The organism is Necropsobacter rosorum, from assembly GCF_964241405.1.
GTDB classification, from domain to species: domain Bacteria; phylum Pseudomonadota; class Gammaproteobacteria; order Enterobacterales; family Pasteurellaceae; genus Necropsobacter; species Necropsobacter rosorum.
This window is the reverse complement of the sequence record NZ_CAXSXF010000002.1, coordinates 463,752-480,595: the sequence shown is the minus strand read 5'-3', so window position 1 is coordinate 480,595 and position 16,844 is coordinate 463,752. Positions and strand designations below refer to the sequence as shown.

General features: G+C 49.1%; 12 protein-coding genes. 8 read left to right on the top strand and 4 right to left on the bottom strand.

The features are described from left to right. Positions 1–61 precede the first annotated feature (61 nt). The 5 genes from proQ (at position 62) to ACESOH_RS06160 (ending at position 5,923) form a co-directional block, all read left to right on the top strand. A complete protein-coding gene (gene proQ, locus ACESOH_RS06180) occupies positions 62–694 on the top strand; it encodes an RNA chaperone ProQ (RefSeq protein WP_373100372.1) in 633 nt (210 codons plus the stop codon). Between the two features lie 83 nt (positions 695–777). Further along, on the top strand, positions 778–2,829 hold the full coding sequence (prc, locus tag ACESOH_RS06175; protein WP_373100371.1) for a carboxy terminal-processing peptidase: 2,052 nt from the start codon (positions 778–780) through the stop codon (positions 2,827–2,829). 78 nt (positions 2,830–2,907) lie between these two features. Then, on the top strand, positions 2,908–4,425 hold the full coding sequence (locus ACESOH_RS06170; RefSeq protein WP_373100370.1) for a L,D-transpeptidase family protein: 1,518 nt from the start codon (positions 2,908–2,910) through the stop codon (positions 4,423–4,425). Positions 4,426–4,647: 222 nt separating this feature from the next. Further along, entirely contained in the window at positions 4,648–5,208 is a 561-nt protein-coding gene (gene mepK / locus ACESOH_RS06165) for a peptidoglycan L,D-endopeptidase MepK (RefSeq protein WP_032092961.1), read from the top strand. Between the two features lie 76 nt (positions 5,209–5,284). Next, positions 5,285–5,923, top strand: a complete 639-nt coding sequence (locus tag ACESOH_RS06160) for an MBL fold metallo-hydrolase (RefSeq protein WP_373100369.1) — start codon at positions 5,285–5,287, stop codon at positions 5,921–5,923. 86 nt (positions 5,924–6,009) lie between these two features. On the opposite strand, the gene ACESOH_RS06155 is transcribed toward ACESOH_RS06160, so the two are convergent. From ACESOH_RS06155 to ACESOH_RS06145, 3 genes are all read right to left on the bottom strand, one after another. Then, positions 6,010–6,435 (bottom strand): universal stress protein, encoded by a 426-nt coding sequence (locus tag ACESOH_RS06155; RefSeq protein ID WP_032092959.1) that lies wholly within the window; start codon positions 6,433–6,435, stop codon positions 6,010–6,012. Between the two features lie 57 nt (positions 6,436–6,492). Further along, positions 6,493–9,129 (bottom strand): TRAP transporter permease, encoded by a 2,637-nt coding sequence (locus ACESOH_RS06150; RefSeq protein WP_373100368.1) that lies wholly within the window; start codon positions 9,127–9,129, stop codon positions 6,493–6,495. Between the two features lie 90 nt (positions 9,130–9,219). Then, positions 9,220–10,182, bottom strand: a complete 963-nt coding sequence (locus tag ACESOH_RS06145) for a TAXI family TRAP transporter solute-binding subunit (protein ID WP_373100367.1) — start codon at positions 10,180–10,182, stop codon at positions 9,220–9,222. A gap of 301 nt (positions 10,183–10,483) precedes the next feature. Here ACESOH_RS06145 and ACESOH_RS06140 point away from each other — a divergent pair, with 301 nt between their 5' ends. Then, positions 10,484–10,999 (top strand): ComEA family DNA-binding protein, encoded by a 516-nt coding sequence (locus tag ACESOH_RS06140; protein WP_373100366.1) that lies wholly within the window; start codon positions 10,484–10,486, stop codon positions 10,997–10,999. A gap of 65 nt (positions 11,000–11,064) precedes the next feature. On the opposite strand, the gene ACESOH_RS06135 is transcribed toward ACESOH_RS06140, so the two are convergent. Further along, the gene (locus ACESOH_RS06135; RefSeq protein WP_032092955.1) at positions 11,065–12,351 is read right to left on the bottom strand and encodes a citrate synthase; all 1,287 of its coding nucleotides are present in this window, start codon (positions 12,349–12,351) and stop codon (positions 11,065–11,067) included. A 350-nt stretch (positions 12,352–12,701) separates the two neighbouring features. Between ACESOH_RS06135 and sucA the strand changes: the two genes are divergently transcribed. Next, complete coding sequence (gene sucA / locus ACESOH_RS06130; RefSeq protein WP_373100365.1) at positions 12,702–15,497, top strand: 2-oxoglutarate dehydrogenase E1 component; 2,796 nt, start codon at positions 12,702–12,704, stop codon at positions 15,495–15,497. Positions 15,498–15,557: 60 nt separating this feature from the next. After that, positions 15,558–16,787 (top strand): 2-oxoglutarate dehydrogenase complex dihydrolipoyllysine-residue succinyltransferase, encoded by a 1,230-nt coding sequence (odhB, locus tag ACESOH_RS06125; protein ID WP_373100364.1) that lies wholly within the window; start codon positions 15,558–15,560, stop codon positions 16,785–16,787. The last annotated feature ends 57 nt before the right edge of the window (positions 16,788–16,844 follow it).

Here is a 16,844-nt window from a genome sequence, read left to right as displayed (position 1 = left end):
ATTTACGCTAAAATATCGCTCGTTTTTCTATTTAAAAATGGCTGTACGCAGGAATATCACAATGACAGAAGTCCAAAAATTAACCAATAATAAAGAAATTATTGCCTATTTAGCGGAAAAATTCCCACTTTGCTTTTCTCTGGAAGGCGAAGCGAAACCGTTGAAAATCGGTATATTTCAGGATTTGGCAGAAGCACTGGCGGATGACGAGAAAGTCAGCAAAACCCAATTGCGCCACGCGTTGCGTCAATATACCTCAAACTGGCGTTATTTATACGGTTGTAAAGTCGGCGCCGTGCGGGTGGGCTTAAACGGCGAAGCGAGCGGTATTCTTGAACCGGAACACGCAGAACATGCGGCGGCGCAGTTGGCCGAAGCAAAAGCCCGAATTGCGCAGCAGCGCGCGGCGGAAAAAGCCGCGAATCCGAAAGCCGCTAAAAAACCGTCGCCACGCCGTCAGGCTGATGGGCAGGGCGAACCGAAAAAAGAGCTCGGCAAAAAAGCCCCGCGCAAGCCAAAACCGGATTTATGCGCCATTGATCCGAGCAATCTGGAAAAAGGCAGCCGGGTAAAAGTGAAAGCCGGTGACAGCGTCAAACGGGCTACTGTGCTGGAGATCAATAAAGACAGCGTTCGGGTCGCACTGGAAAACGGTTTGACCGTCTCGGTAACGCCGGATCGGTTGTTTGCCTAAAAATATTGTGTCGTCCCGCACAACGCGGGACGATGTCTGTGCCTGCGATGGTATGGCGTTTTTCTAAAACCAGGAAAGTTTACATGAGATTTAATAAAACAAAAGGTTATTTAGCCGCACTGGTGCTAGGTACTTTATTTATTAATGTTAATCCGGCCGTTGCGGTTGCGCCTAAATTAAAACCGACGGACATTATTATTCCTCAGCCGACGGAAGAAAATATGCTGGCGACCAAACGTGCCACGACACGTCTGACCCAATCGCATTATCGTAAATTCCAGCTGGATGACGAATTTTCCACCAAAGTGTTTGATCGTTATCTGAAAAGTCTGGATTTTAACCGTAATACTTTTCTGCAATCCGATGTGGATGAAATGCGCGCCAACTATGCGGATAAAATTGATGATGAACTGAACGAAGGCAAACTGAATATCGCTTTCGAGATGTACGATTTAATGAGCAAACGCCGCTATGAACGCTATAAATATGCGTTGTCGCTGCTGGACAAAGAGCCGAGCCTGAACGATGATGACCAAATCGAAATCGATCGTGAAAAAGCCGCTTGGCCGGCCACCGAGCAAGAGGCGAATAAACTTTGGGAACAGCGGGTTAAAAACGATATTATCGGTTTAAAACTGAAAGATAAAAAATGGCCGGAAATCAAAAGCAAACTGACCAACCGTTATAATCTGGCGATCCGCCGCTTAACCCAAACCAAAGCGGACGATATCGTACAGATTTATCTGAATGCTTTCGCCCGCGAAATTGACCCGCACACCAGCTATCTGGCGCCGAGAACCGCGAAAAGTTTTAACGAAAGCATGAATCTGTCTCTGGAAGGCATCGGCGCGACTTTGCAGTCGGAAGATGATGAAACCGTGATTAAATCCTTAGTGCCCGGCGCCCCGGCGGAACGCAGCAAAAAGATTAAAGCGGGCGATAAGATTATCGGTATCGGGCAGGCAAGCGGCGAAATTGAAGATGTCGTCGGTTGGCGTCTGGAAGATATCGTTGACAAGATTAAAGGGAAAAAAGGCAGTAAAGTCCGGCTCGAAATCGAACCGGCGAAGGGCGGAAAATCCCGCATTATTACGCTGGTGCGCGATAAAGTCCGGCTGGAGGATCAGGCCGCTAAACTGACGGTTGAGAAGGTTGATGGTGAAAAGATCGCCGTGATTAAAATCCCGAGTTTTTATCTGGGCTTAACGGAAGACGTCAGAAAATTGCTGGCGGAAATTAAAGAGAAAAAAGCCCGTGCGCTGATCATCGACCTGCGTGAGAACGGCGGCGGCGCCTTAACCGAAGCGGTAGGGCTCAGCGGGCTGTTTATCAGCGACGGTCCGGTGGTTCAGGTGCGCGACGCTTACCAACGTATCCGCATTCATGAAGATCCGGATACCGCACAGGTTTACGCCGGCCCGTTACTGGTGATGATCAACCGTTTCAGCGCCTCGGCATCGGAAATTTTTGCGGCGGCGATTCAGGATTATAACCGCGGTATTATTATCGGACAGAATACGTTCGGTAAAGGCACCGTACAGCAAAGCCGTTCGTTGAATTTTGTGTACGATTTGGATCAAACCCCGCTGGGACTGATTCAATATACGGTGCAGAAATTTTATCGCATTAACGGCGGCAGCACGCAGTTAAAAGGTGTGGCGCCGGATATTACCTTCCCGGAAGTGATTGATGCGAAGGAAAACGGCGAGGAAAAAGAAGATAATGCCCTGCCTTGGGATAAAGTGCCGCCGGCATCTTATTCCGAAAGCGGTCATGCGCGCGATGCGGTTGCCGCGTTGCAGGAAAAACATGTTGCGCGTATTGCCAAAGATCCGGAGTTTATTACCCTGAATGAAGATTTAAACATTCGTGATGAACGCCGCGAGCGTAAGTTTTTATCCCTTAACTTTGCCAAACGCAAGGCGGAAAATGATAAAGACGATGCGAAACGGCTGAAAGATCTCAATGCCCGCTTTAAACGGGAGGGCAGGAAAGCGCTGAAAGATCTCGACAGCCTGCCGAAAGATTATGAAGGGCCGGATTTTTATCTGAAAGAAGCGGAGAAAATGGCGGCGGATTGGGTGAGGATTGACAGCGAGAAAACCCGAGACGCGCAGCCGAATGTGAAAAACTAATTATTTTTTGACCGCACTTTGTTTTCTTCACAACCCCAAAGTGCGGTAGTTTTTTTGTTAATTTTAAGGAACGACGGAATGTTAAAACCGACTTCATACAAGTTTGCAAATGCAGCGGCTTTATTGATGTCTTGCGCTTATATCGGCAGTGCGGTCGCCGATGCGAAAAACGGCGTGATTGATCCCGCACCGATTGTGCAGGCGGGACTTACCGAGGCGAAGGAACTCATTACCCTGACGGACGAACAGTTGGCCGTGGAACAAAAGGCGATTGAACAACAACTGGCGATAGAAAAACAAGCGGAAGAAGCGCGCCTTTACGCCGAACAGCAGGAACAGGCGGAATCGCGTCTGGCCGATGTGATCGATACCCGGCAATTACAGTTTAAATCCGAAATCGCCAAAATTTATGCGCAAAACGATTATGTGCTGCTGTGGGAAGACGAGGCGGCACGCAAGCAGTTTCTGCATGAATACGCCGCGTTTGTCGCCAGCGGTATTTCCCGCCGCGCGGCGCAGAATTTAGAACATATCGACGCCGCCGCACAAACCGGCGGCCTGATTTATGATATTGTACTGACCGATACCTTTCTGGATTATCTGTATTATTCGAAAAATGCCATGAATTCGGCACAGAAATGGTTGTATTCGGCCAATGGCTATAAGTCGGCGCTGCCCGATGAAAACACCGTTCAAGACTGGCTCGGTGCGGTGAAACATAATGAAAATGCGGCATTTGTGGCGCGGCTGTCGAGCAGCAACAGTCTGTACAAACAAACGGTTAATAAGCTCGCCATGTTGGTGGGCAGCGAAGGAAACAATATTGCCGACGTATATAAATTGGCCATTAACGCGCAGCGGCTGCGCGTGATTCCGAGCTTTGACAACGGCATTTTTGTGAATATTCCCAGTTATAAACTGAATTATTACCGCGACGGGCGTTTAATTTTGGATTCGCGGGTGATTGTGGGGAAAAAGGCGCGTAAAACCCCGGTGATGTACAGTAAATTAAATAATGTGGTGGTCAATCCGCCGTGGAATCCGACCACCCGTTTAATCAATGAGGATCTGGTACCGAAAATCAAACGGGATCCGAGTTATGTGGCGCGTAATGGTTACACGATTCTGGATGCCAGAGGCAATGCGGTTGATCCGTATTCGATTAACTGGGAAACCATCGGCAGTAAATTCCCTTATCGCCTGCGTCAGGCGCCGGGCGACAGCGCGCTGGGCAATTATAAATTCAACATGCCAAGCTCGGATGCCATTTATCTGCATGACACGCCGAATCATAATTTATTTAAGCAGAAAGACCGCGCGCTGAGTTCCGGCTGTATCCGGGTGGAACAATCCGATCAGCTGGCGACAATTCTGTTAAACGAAGCCGGCTGGTCCGCCGATAAAAAACGTAAGGTGCTGGACAGCCGTCGGACGACTTGGGCGAATATTCAGTCCGACAATCCCGTTTATTTATATTATGTTACCCGCTGGGTGGATAAAGGGCAGATTTACACCCTGCCGGATATTTATGACTATGATGTGATCCCGAATTTAAGTTACATCAACTGGCAGACGGTAAAAAAATATTTGCACTAACTGACGGTTCGGGCGTCGTTCAACCGCTGCGGATTCATTTACGGCATGATATATCAATGCGCAGAGGAGAGCGGCACGTTGTCTTTTTAGCTGTATAGAACAAAAAAGCGGTGAATCTTCCCGCTTTTTTGCTATTAAGAATGATATTTTTTTGACCTTTTTACCAACTTATGGTAATTATAACTGCCGTAAGTAAATTATTGTAAATTTAGAGTCAACATAATGAATGAAATTGATCAGCATCGCCGCAAATGGTTATCGCTCGGCGGCATTATTTTAGGGGCGTCTCTCTTACCTCATTCCGTGTTAGCCACGGTGTCCACACCTAAACCGCGCATTCTCAGTTTCAGAAATATCAATACCGGCGATAAATTCAGCGCTGAGTTCGGTATTGGCAAAGGCTTTTCTTCCGCGCATTTGAAAAAATTGGATTACTTGCTGCGCGATAAACGCAATAATCAGATTCACCGCATGGATCCTAACCTGTTTTCTAAATTTTATCGTATTCAGAACAGTCTGGGACTGCGTCACACGGAAATTCAGATTATCTGCGGATACCGTTCGCCGGCCAGTAACGCGGCCATGCGTCGCCAGAGCCGCGGGGTTGCCAGCAATAGTTATCACATGCGCGGTCAGGCGATCGATTTCCGCATCGACGGTGTCTCGCTGGCGAAAGTTAAAAAAGCGGCGGAAGGGCTGAAAAACGGTGGCGTGGGCTATTATCCGCGCAGTAATTTTGTGCATGTGGATACCGGCCCGGTGCGCAGCTGGAGTGGCAGCTGATTATTCGCACAGGCGCTATTTTTACCGGAACCGCAGTTTACTGCGGTTTTGTTTATTGGGAATAAAAGGACATAACATGGAAATTGAAATTATGCCGGTTACCGGATTTCAGCAAAATTGCTCGTTAATCTGGGATGAGGAAAAGAACGCTGCGATTATCGATCCGGGCGGCGAAGCGGACAAACTCATCCGCCGTATCGAAGCGCTCGGATTACAGTTAAAACGGATTTTACTGACTCACGGTCATCTGGATCATGTCGGGGCGGCGCCGAAATTAAAGGCACATTTTCAGGTCGAGATTTGGGGGCCGAATCAGGCGGATGATTACTGGTTTGCCAATCTGCCGCAGCAGTCGCAAAAATTCGGTATGTTATTTGAAGTCGACAGCTTTCGGCCCGATCGCTGGCTGAATGAAAACGGCGAGATCATCCGCATCGGCCAATTACAGCTGGAGGTTTTACAGCTGCCGGGACATACGCCGGGACATATCGGTTTTATTGAACACAGTAAGCAGGTGGCGTTTACCGGCGATGTGTTATTTCAAAACAGCATCGGCAGAACGGATTTTCCCGGCGGCGATCATCAGGCGCTGTTAAATTCGATTCGGCAGAAATTATTCCCTTTGGGGGATGACATGATCATTATCGCCGGACACGGCGCCTACACCACAATCGGACAGGAAAAACAACATAACCCGTTTCTGACGGCAGGTTAAGGCGAACCGACACGGAATACGTTAATTGAAAAGTTGAAAAGTGCGGTCAAAAAACAGATAGAATTTTGACCGCATTTTGCTTATGGCTATTTTAAAATCAGAATCGGTTTGTCACCGTTGCGCGCCACCTTAACCGTGTTGCTGCTCAGGCCTTTGGAATTCGGTTTGCTGCTGGCCAGCATGATAATTAAATCTACCGATTTTTCTTCGGCAATCCGGTTGATTTCCTCATAAATCGTGCCGTGTGCGACAATGTGCTGCACTTTAGCCGTTTGCGGGAAATTTGCCTGGGTAAATTCATGTAATGTTTTATTGGCTTCTTCAATGACGGATTTATCGAAATTTTTCGGTAAAAACGCCGAGATGAAACTGTCGTCAATAGGTTCGATAATCGTGACCACGCGGTAAATCGTATCAGGATTATCGCCGGTGAGCTTAAGCGCCGTATCAACGACATATTTGGCGCTGGTCAGGTTACTCAAATCAATGGCTATCAAAAGATTGTTATACATAGCATATCCTTGGGATGAATTAACCGCACTTAGCGGGGCAAAAGTACGGTCTGTTTTTTACACGTTTTTCGCTCTGCGGCGTTGGTTCCAGCCGAGAGCGGCGATGATGACTAAACCGGGAATAAACATCCATTCTTTCGGTACAGAAACTAGCGGCAATGAAACGTCAAGCAGGGTTTGATCCCAGTTGAGACCGGCTTTTGCCGCCGGCGAATCCATTTCCACCATATCAATAATGATTTTATCGCTGGTATTGCCGTTGATTTCAATCTGTTCCTGCGTGTTCAATAAGGTTAGCCCCAGTGCGTTAAGGCGCGCTTCGCCTGTTGCACCTTCCGGCACTTCAAGCTCGGAGTAGAACTCGACCGCCTTGCCGTAAGGATTGACGCCGGCAACTTTCAGCGTGACGGTTTTTCCTGCCGGTGTGTTTTCCAGCTCCTGCACGAAATTCACCGGCGCTACATGATGTGAGGTCGGCGAGATATATTCCATAAAGAATCCCGGACGGAAGATCATAAAGGCGGCAATAATCAGCCCCAGCGTTTCCCACCATTTGTTTTTCACAAAGAAATAGTTCATTGTGGCGGCGGTGAATGCCAGTATGGCGATGGTGGAAACTACGGCGACCAGCGTGCCTTTAACCCAGCCGACATCGATCAGCAGTAAATCCGTGTTGAAAATAAACAGAAAAGGCAGAATTGCGGTACGCAGACTATAGAAAAACGCCACCATACCGGTTTTGATCGGATTTCCGCCGGAGACCGCCGCCGCCGCAAAAGACGCCAGCCCGACCGGCGGGGTGACATCCGCCATAATGCCGAAATAAAACACGAACAAATGGACGGCGATAAGAGGCACAATTAAACCGTTTTGTTTGCCCACCTCGACAATCACCAGCGCCATTAGGGAGGAAACGACGATATAGTTTGCCGTGGTCGGCAGCCCCATTCCGAGGATTAAACTGAAGATCGCCACCAGAATCAGCATCAGTACGATATTGCCCATGGACAGCATTTCAATGATACCGGAAAGCTGTACGCCGAAACCGGTTAATGACACGACGCCGACAATAATGCCCGCGGTTGCGGTAGCGATACCGATACCGATCATATTGCGTGCGCCGGTTTCCAATCCCTGAATAAACGCTTGCAGACCGCTAAGAAATTGCTGTGCGTTAACGGGCTGGCGGCGGAAATAATTCAGTAACGGCCGTTGCGTAACTAAAATCACCGCCAGCGCAACAATACCCCAGAATGCGGAAAGCCCCGGCGACAGCATTTCTACCATTAAGCACCAAATCAGGATCACGACCGGAATTAAAAAATGCAGCCCGGCGTTAACCGTCGGTTTGGCGGAAGGCAGACGCATTACCGGCGCATTCGGATCGTCGATGTCAAGATCGGGAAATTTTGCCACACGCCGAATCAAAACAAGGTAAACCACTGCAAGAATCGCGCAGACGATGAAAAACGCATAATCCGGTGTCAGCCCTTTGATCCAGCCGAGGGAGAAATTCACACCGATAACCAGACCGATCACCACTAATATTGCGGTGACGATTTTTAACAAGACTACCGGCAGTGAACTCGGCGGATCCGTGCGCGGCAGCCCTTGCAGATTCATTTTCAGTGCTTCCAGATGTACGATATACACGAGTGCGATATAGGAAATTAATGCCGGCAATGCGGCATGAACAATGAGCTGACTGTACGGCATGTTGACATATTCGATCATTAAGAACGCAGCCGCTCCCATTACCGGCGGCATAATCTGCCCGTTGACCGATGAGGCCACTTCCACCGCGCCGGCTTTCTCGGCGGAAAATCCGACCCGTTTCATCATGGGAATAGTGAATGTTCCGGTGGTGACAACATTTGCAATGGAGGAGCCGGAAATCAGACCGGTTAAGCCGGAAGAAACCACCGCCGCTTTGGCCGGGCCGCCACGTAAATGCCCCAGATAGGCGAATGCGGTTTTGATAAAATAGTTGCCGGCACCGGCTTTATCCAATAAGGCGCCGAATAACACAAACAAGAACACATATTTGGTCGATACACCGAGTGCAACGCCGAACACGCCTTCTGTGGTGACCCATTGCTGGTTAACGATTTGTGACAGCGATCCGGAACGGTGACTGATGATCCAATCACCCGGCAGATACTGGCCAAAGTAATTATAGAGTAGAAATACAACGGCGATGATAACTAACGGTAAGCCCAGACTGCGGCGACAGGCCTCCAGCAATAAGATGACCCCCAGACAGCCGGCAATAATATCCTGCATATTGGGTGCGCCGAAACGGGTCACCAGCCCTTCATAAAAGAAAATATAGTATGCACCTAAAAACGCTCCCAGTACGGCGAACAACCAGTCCTGATAGGGTACGCGGTTTTTCGGCGATGTGGCAAATGCGGGAAAGGCGAGATAAGCCAGAAACAGTGCAAAAGCCAGATGAACGGAACGTGCTTTGGTATCGTCAATCACTACATTCAGATTCCATCCCCAGCCGCGGATAACTTCCTGTAACCAATAAGGCAAAGGGGAGGTGTAATAAAGTTGAAAAAGCGACCATAAAATTGCAGTCACGATGATCAGTTTTTTTGTGAATCCGGCAGGATTACGCCCGCCGGAATCATTGGACGCGACGATATCCTGCAAATCATCATAATCGACGGTTTTGGATTTTACGGACATAAGCTCTCCGGAAATAATGATATTGATGTCAAAATGATGTTTTATTAAAGGAAACAGGCAGGCAAAGCCTGCCTGAGGCGGCGATCAGCGTTATTGTATCCAGCCGCGTTCTTTATAATAACGTACCGCACCGTCATGCAGCGGTGCCGATAAGGCGTTTTTGATCATATCCTGCTCTTTCAGATTGGCAAATGCCGGATGCAGGCGTTTGAAACGGTCAAAATTATCGAATACCGCTTTAACGACGGCATAAACGCGATCGTCATCCACATCGGCAGACGTCACTAACGTGGCGTACACCCCGAATGTGTCTATCGGATTGTCGGTGCCTTTATATAAACCGCCCGGAATCGTCGCCTTGGCATAATAAGGATTATCGGCGACCAGTTTGTCGATGGCTTCGCCGGAAACCGGTACCAAATGAGCATTACAGGATGCCGCCGCCTCTTTTAACGCACCGTTCGGATGACCGACATTATAGGTGATGGCATCTAAATTGTTGTCACACATAACCGAGGCCATTTCCGCCGGTTTTAGTTCCGAAGCCACTTTGAACTCTTTATCGGTCCAGCCCTTTGCCGCCAGAATGACATTCATCGTTGCACGGGTGCCGGAACCCGGATCACCGACATTGACGCGTTTGCCTTTCAGATCATCAAAGCTGTTAATGCCTGAATCATCACGCGCCATGAGTGTAAAAGGTTCCGGGTGAAGGGAAAATACGGCGCGTAATTTGTCATTCTTTTTCCCTGCAAAGGAGCTGGTACCGTTATAGGCGTGATATTGCCAGTCGGATTGCGCAATACCCATTTCCATTTGATGAGCGGCGATAGCATTCAGGTTCGCCACGGATGCGCCGGTGGACGGCGCATTGCATTTGATTTGAGTTTTGGCGGTATCGCGGTTGACCAGCTGACAGATAGACTGCCCCACGACATAGTACACACCGGTTTGACCGCCGGTGCCGATGGTCACGAATTTGTCTTCCGCCTGAACGGAAAACGCAGTGGCGGCCATTCCGGCAATAAGAGAGAGTTTTAGTAATTTTTTCATATCGTTGCTCCTATTGTGAATTAAGCATAATTAAGCGATGTTGCGTCGGCATTTTGTTACAGACGAAGTAAAGATATACAGTAGATTGACGCGGCTTGCAATGAATTTTTACGGAAATATTAGAGGCGTTTATTTTTTTATAATTGATTTAAAAATCTAACAAATATTTTATTTTTTATCTATAAAATCAAGCCGTTTCGGTACATAAAGTGCGGTGGAAATAATTAACGGATTGAACTAATGAGGATTTTGTGAGTCTAACGTTACAGTTTTGTTACTGTTTAATAACTAAGGAGCTTATATGAAATTATTAAAATCAGTATTGGCATTAAGTGTCGCGTTGGCGGTTTCTGCGGTATCTTTTGCGGCGGAAAATCCGATGCAGAGTGCACAGGATAGTGCGAAAAAAACTGCTCAGACAATGAAGCAGGAAAGCCTCGGCGAAATGCAGTCGGCGAAGCGGAATATGCAGGATAAAGCGGCGGCTGTGAAAGAAAAAACCGGTACGATGAAAACCGAGTCGGTGGAAAAAGTGCGTTCCAATGCGGTGGATAAAACCACTCACGTCAAAAAAGTGGTCACTGAGCACGGTTCGGCAGTGAAAAAAGAAACGGTGACGGTAAAACGTAAAATCAATATTAATAAAGCCGATTCCGCCACTTTGCAGAAATTATCCGGCATCGGTGAAGAAAAGGCGAAAGCGATTATCGAATACCGTAATAAAGCGGGTAAAATCAAATCCGCCGCGGATTTATCCAAGGTGCCGGGAATCGGTCGTAAAACGGCTGAACAAATCGCACCGCATTTAACTTATTAATTTATCGATGATAAAAAATACCGCACTGTGAGACATAAGTGCGGTATTTTTTTGCGGTGTTTTAATTAGCTTTTATCCATCGGTTCGAACGGACGCTGGGTATGGCCGACATAAAGCTGGCGCGGGCGAACGATTTTCATATTGCCAGGTTTGAACATTTCTTTCCAGTGAGCGATCCAGCCGACGGTTCTTGCCAGTGCGAACATCACGGTGAACATTGAGGTAGGAATACCGATGGCTTTTAAGATGATGCCGGAATAGAAATCCACATTCGGGTAGAGTTTGTGTTCGATAAAATACGGATCACTTAACGCGATACGTTCCAGTTCCATGGCCACTTCAAATAATGGTGTGCTAATACCGAGTTCCTGCAGCACTTCATGACAGGTTTTACGCATCACTTTAGCGCGCGGGTCGTAGTTTTTATATACGCGGTGGCCGAAGCCCATTAAGCGGAACGGATCATTTCTGTCTTTTGCCCGGGCGATATATTCCGGAATACGATCGACGCTGCCGATTTCTTCCAGCATATTGATGCAGGCTTCATTTGCCCCGCCGTGCGCCGGCCCCCATAAGGAGGCAATGCCCGCCGCGATACAGGCAAACGGATTGGCGCCGGAAGAGGCGGCGGTACGCACGGTCGAGGTGGAGGCGTTTTGTTCGTGATCGGCGTGCAGAATAAAAATTCTGTCCATCGCCCGTTCCAGCACCGGATTGACTTCGTAAGGTTCGCAAGGGGTGGCGAACATCATATGCAGGAAGTTACCGGAATAAGACAGTTTATTGACCGGGAACATAAACGGCTGACCGATGGAATATTTGTAACACATCGCCGCCAGCGTCGGCATTTTCGCCAATAAACGGATGGCGGTTAATTCACGGTGTTCAATATCGTTAATATCCAGTGAATCATGATAGAACGCCGCCAGCGCGCCGCTCACCCCGCACATGATCGCCATCGGGTGCGAGTCGCGGCGGAAACCGTGGAAGAAACGGGAAATCTGTTCGTGAACCAGCGTGTGTTTGCGTACCAGCTGAACGAAGTTTTTATATTCTTCGGCATTCGGGCGTTCGCCGAATAACAGCAGGTGAGCCACTTCCAGATAATCCGCATTTTGCGCAAGATCGGCGATAGGATAGCCGCGGTGCAGCAAAATACCTTCGTCGCCGTCGATATAGGTAATTTCCGAGGCGCAGGAGGCGGTGGACATAAAGCCCGGGTCAAAGGTAAATAACTTATTTTTGACCAATTGTTGAACATCAATGGTGTCGTAACCGAGCGTACCCTGACGCACAGGCAGATTCAGTTCACGACCGTCGCTGAGAGAAAGTTTTGCGGTTAATTCAGTCATAGGATATTCCTTCTTAATTTAATAGTAAGATTGACGTTGTGTTTGTATAGGCGTGTCTTTTTTATAGTTGGTTCAATATAACCTGTTATTTACCGACTGTCTTTATAATTTTGCAAAAAAATATTTGTTAAATAAATGTTATTTTTAAAAATGAGAGGGAGATCAAAAAATAGAAAAAATGTTAAGAATTTGTTAAGTAAATTTGTTGATTATCGGGGAAATTTGTTTTTTAATTGTTCGGGTGACTATTCAACTTAAAACAGAGGATGTTTATTACCGAATCCTATGTATAATAGGTTGAATACGGTTTTACACCCTATATCGCTATCAAATCGAATCAGGTGGTCGCAATGAAACAAAACAATCCAATCAGCGAATGGTTAGCCTCCAGCGCGCTTGGCGGCGCAAATCAGTCTTATGTGGAACAACTTTATGAGGATTACCTCCGGGATCCGGATTCCGTCGATGAAAGCTGGCAACACATCTTTAATTCTCTTCCAAAATCAACCGCACTTGAACAACCCCATTCCCCGGTTCGTGACTATTTTAAACGGCTGGCGCGCGATAAATCGCACAACGGCGCCACCGTCATTGACCCGAACGTCAGCGCCAGACTGGTCAAAGTGCTGCAATGGATAAACGGGCACCGCAACCGCGGGCATTTACATGCGGATCTTGACCCGCTCAAACTGTGGCAGCGTATGGATGCCCCGACGCTGGACTATAAATTTTACGGTTTCAGCGATGCGGATCTGGACGAAGAATTTGATATCGGCGGTTATGTTTACGATAAAGATAAAATCAGCCTGCGTGATTTGGCGCATGCTTTGAAAGAAACGTATTGCAGCACCATCGGGCTGGAATTTATGCACGTCAATGATCTTGAGGCGCGCACTTGGCTACAGAGCAAACTTGAAAACCGGTTGAATAAACCGTTGTTTAACAAAGAAGAACAGCTTAAATTTCTGCAAGAACTGACCGCCGCCGACGGGCTGGAGCGTTATCTCGGCGCCAAATTTCCCGGCGCAAAACGGTTTTCGTTAGAGGGCAGCGATGCGTTTATTCTGTTGATGAAAGAAATTATCCGCCACGGCGGACGCAACGGGATCAATGAAATCGTGATGGGCATGGCGCACCGCGGACGCTTGAATATGCTGGTGAACGTGCTGGGTAAAAAGCCGGCGGAACTGTTTGACGAATTTGCCGGCAAACACCATGGCAACGGCACCGGCGATGTGAAATACCATCAGGGTTTTTCCTCCGATTTTATGACCGATAACGGTATTGTTCATTTGGCGCTGGCGTTTAACCCGTCGCATCTGGAGATCGTCAACCCGGTGGTGTTAGGTTCCGTGCGGGCGCGCCAGAACCGGATTCAGGATACGGAACGCGCTAAAGTGCTGCCGATTACGGTGCATGGCGATTCCGCCGTGGCCGGACAGGGCGTCGTACAGGAAACGCTGAATATGTCGGCGACCCGCGGTTATTTCGTCGGCGGTACGATTCGGGTGGTAATCAATAATCAGATCGGCTTTACCACCTCCAACCCGCATGATACCCGTTCGACGGAATACTGTACCGATATCGCTAAAATGATTGAAGCGCCGGTGATTCATGTCAACGGCGATGATCCGGAGGCGGTGGCTTATGCCGCGCGTATGGCGGTGGAATTCCGGGTTAAATTTAAACGCGATATTTTTATTGATCTGATTTCTTACCGTCGCCACGGGCATAATGAAGCCGATGAACCGTCGGTCACTCAGCCGTTGATGTATGAAAAAGTCAAACGGCACCCGACGCCGCGCAAAGTCTATGCCGATCGCTTAATGGCCGCCGGGGTGGTGGACGAAGAATATGTCACGGAATTAATCAATAACTACCGCGACGCCTTGGATAACGGTGATTGTGTGGTGTCGGAATGGCGCGAAATGGATATGGAGGCCATGGACTGGACCCGATTCCTCAGTCAGGAATGGACGGAATACGAAAGCAGTATCGACCCGCAACGGTTCGACGGTCTGGCAAATAAGGTCTGCGAGTATCCGGCCTCTCATCCGCTGCATGCGCGGGTGAAGAAAATTTACGACGATCGCCTGTTGATGGCAAAAGGCGAGAAACTGTTTGACTGGGGCATGGCGGAAACCATGGCCTATGCCACGCTGCTGGACGAAGGCTATAACGTGCGTTTGTCCGGCGAGGATTGCGGGCGCGGTACGTTCTTCCATCGTCATGCGGTGCTGCACAGCCAGAAAGACGGCACGTTATATATTCCGCTAACCCAGCTGCATGGTCAGCAGGGGCATTTTGAAGTCTGGGATTCGGTATTGTCGGAAGAGGCGGTGCTGGCATATGAATACGGTTATGCCACCGCAACCCCGCGCACCTTAACCCTATGGGAGGCGCAATTCGGCGATTTCGCCAATGTGGCGCAGGTGGTGATGGATCAGTTTATCAGCTCCGGCGAACAGAAATGGGGCAGAATGTGCGGGCTGGTCATGTTGCTGCCGCACGGTTATGAAGGACAGGGGCCGGAGCATTCCTCCGCCCGTCTAGAACGCTATCTGCAACTTTGCGCCCAGCAGAATATGCAGGTTTGCGTGCCGTCCACCCCGGCTCAGATTTACCATTTACTGCGCCGTCAAATGCTGCGCAAGGTGCGCCGCCCGTTAGTGGTGATTACGCCGAAATCCTTATTGCGTCATCCGTTGGCGGTTTCCAGCAAAGAAGAACTGGTGCAGGGCAAATACCGTAATGTCATCGGTGAAATTGATGAGCTTAATCCGAAAAAGGTCAAACGGGTCGTGCTGTGTGCCGGCAAAGTATATTATGATTTGCTGGAGCGACGCCGTAAAAATCAACAGACCGATGTGGCCATTATCCGGGTAGAGCAGCTTTATCCTTATCCGCATGAGGAAATGAAAGCGGCACTGGCGCCTTATAACCACGTCACGGATTATGTCTGGTGTCAGGAAGAACCGTTAAATCAAGGCGCTTGGTATTGTAGCCAGCATAATTTTGTGACATCGCTTCCGGCGGCGGGCAAACTGCGTTATGTCGGCCGTCCGGCTTCCGCTTCGCCGGCGGTGGGCTATATGGCGTTGCATACGGAACAACAACAGGCGTTAGTGACTGAAGCACTGGCTTAACTGATAAAAGTGCGGTAAAAATCACCGCACTTTCGCAAACTTGACAAGAAGGAACAGGATATGAGCGATTTTGAGATTATTACCCCCGATTTACCCGAGTCTGTCGCGGACGCTACCGTGGTGACCTGGCATAAGAAAGTCGGCGATACGATTAAACGCGATGAGATTCTGGTTGAAATCGAGACGGATAAAGTCGTGCTGGAAGTGCCGGCGGCGGCAGACGGTGTGCTGGAAAGCATTGTGGAGCCGGAAGGGGCGACGGTGGTGAGCAAACAGCTGTTAGGCAAGGTCTCGGCGTTGGCGGTGGCCGGCGGGGTAACGAAAGATACCGTTCAGAGTATGGAAAAAACACCGGCGGATCGTTACGCCGCAAAACTGACTTCCGAACCGACCAACAGCGACGCCGTCAGTCCCGGTGTGCGCCGTTTGCTGGCGGAGCATGAGCTGGACGCGCAACAGATCAAAGGCAGCGGTGTCGGTGGGCGCCTCACCCGTGAGGATGTGGAACGGGTGATCGCACAACAAGCGGCGCAGCAGCAGGAACCGGCCGCCGCATTGGCGCAGTCGGTTTCCGCCGTGACGCTTGCTCAGCGGGATGAAAAACGGGTGCCGATGACCCGCTTGCGTAAACGCATTGCCGAGCGCCTGCTGGAAGCGAAAAACACCACCGCCATGCTGACCACGTTTAATGAAGTGGATATGCAGCCGATTATGCGGCTGCGTAAAACCTACGGCGAAAAATTTGAAAAACAGCACGGCACCCGCTTAGGGTTTATGTCTTTTTACATTAAAGCGGTGGTGGAAGCGCTGAAACGTTATCCGGAAGTAAATGCCTCTATCGACGGCGACGATGTGGTATATCACAATTATTTCGATATCAGCATTGCGGTATCTACGCCGCGCGGTTTGGTCACCCCGGTTCTGCGCAACTGTGACCGCTTAAGCATGGCGGATATTGAAAAAGAGATTAAAGCTCTGGCCGAAAAAGGTCGCGATGGTAAGCTGACGGTGGACGATCTGACCGGCGGTAATTTCACCATCACTAACGGCGGCGTGTTCGGCTCTTTAATGTCCACCCCGATTATTAATCCGCCGCAAAGCGCCATTCTCGGCATGCACGCCATTAAAGAACGTCCGGTGGCGGTTGACGGTCAGGTGGTGATTCGTCCGATGATGTATCTGGCGCTGTCTTATGATCATCGCTTGATTGACGGGCGTGAAAGCGTCGGATTTTTAGTGACGATAAAAGAGCTGCTTGAAGATCCGACCCGTTTATTGCTGGAAATTTAACCGTTTGGGCGTTCTTTAGCGAAAAGCGCGGGGCGGACTGCCGTCCCGTTTCAAATA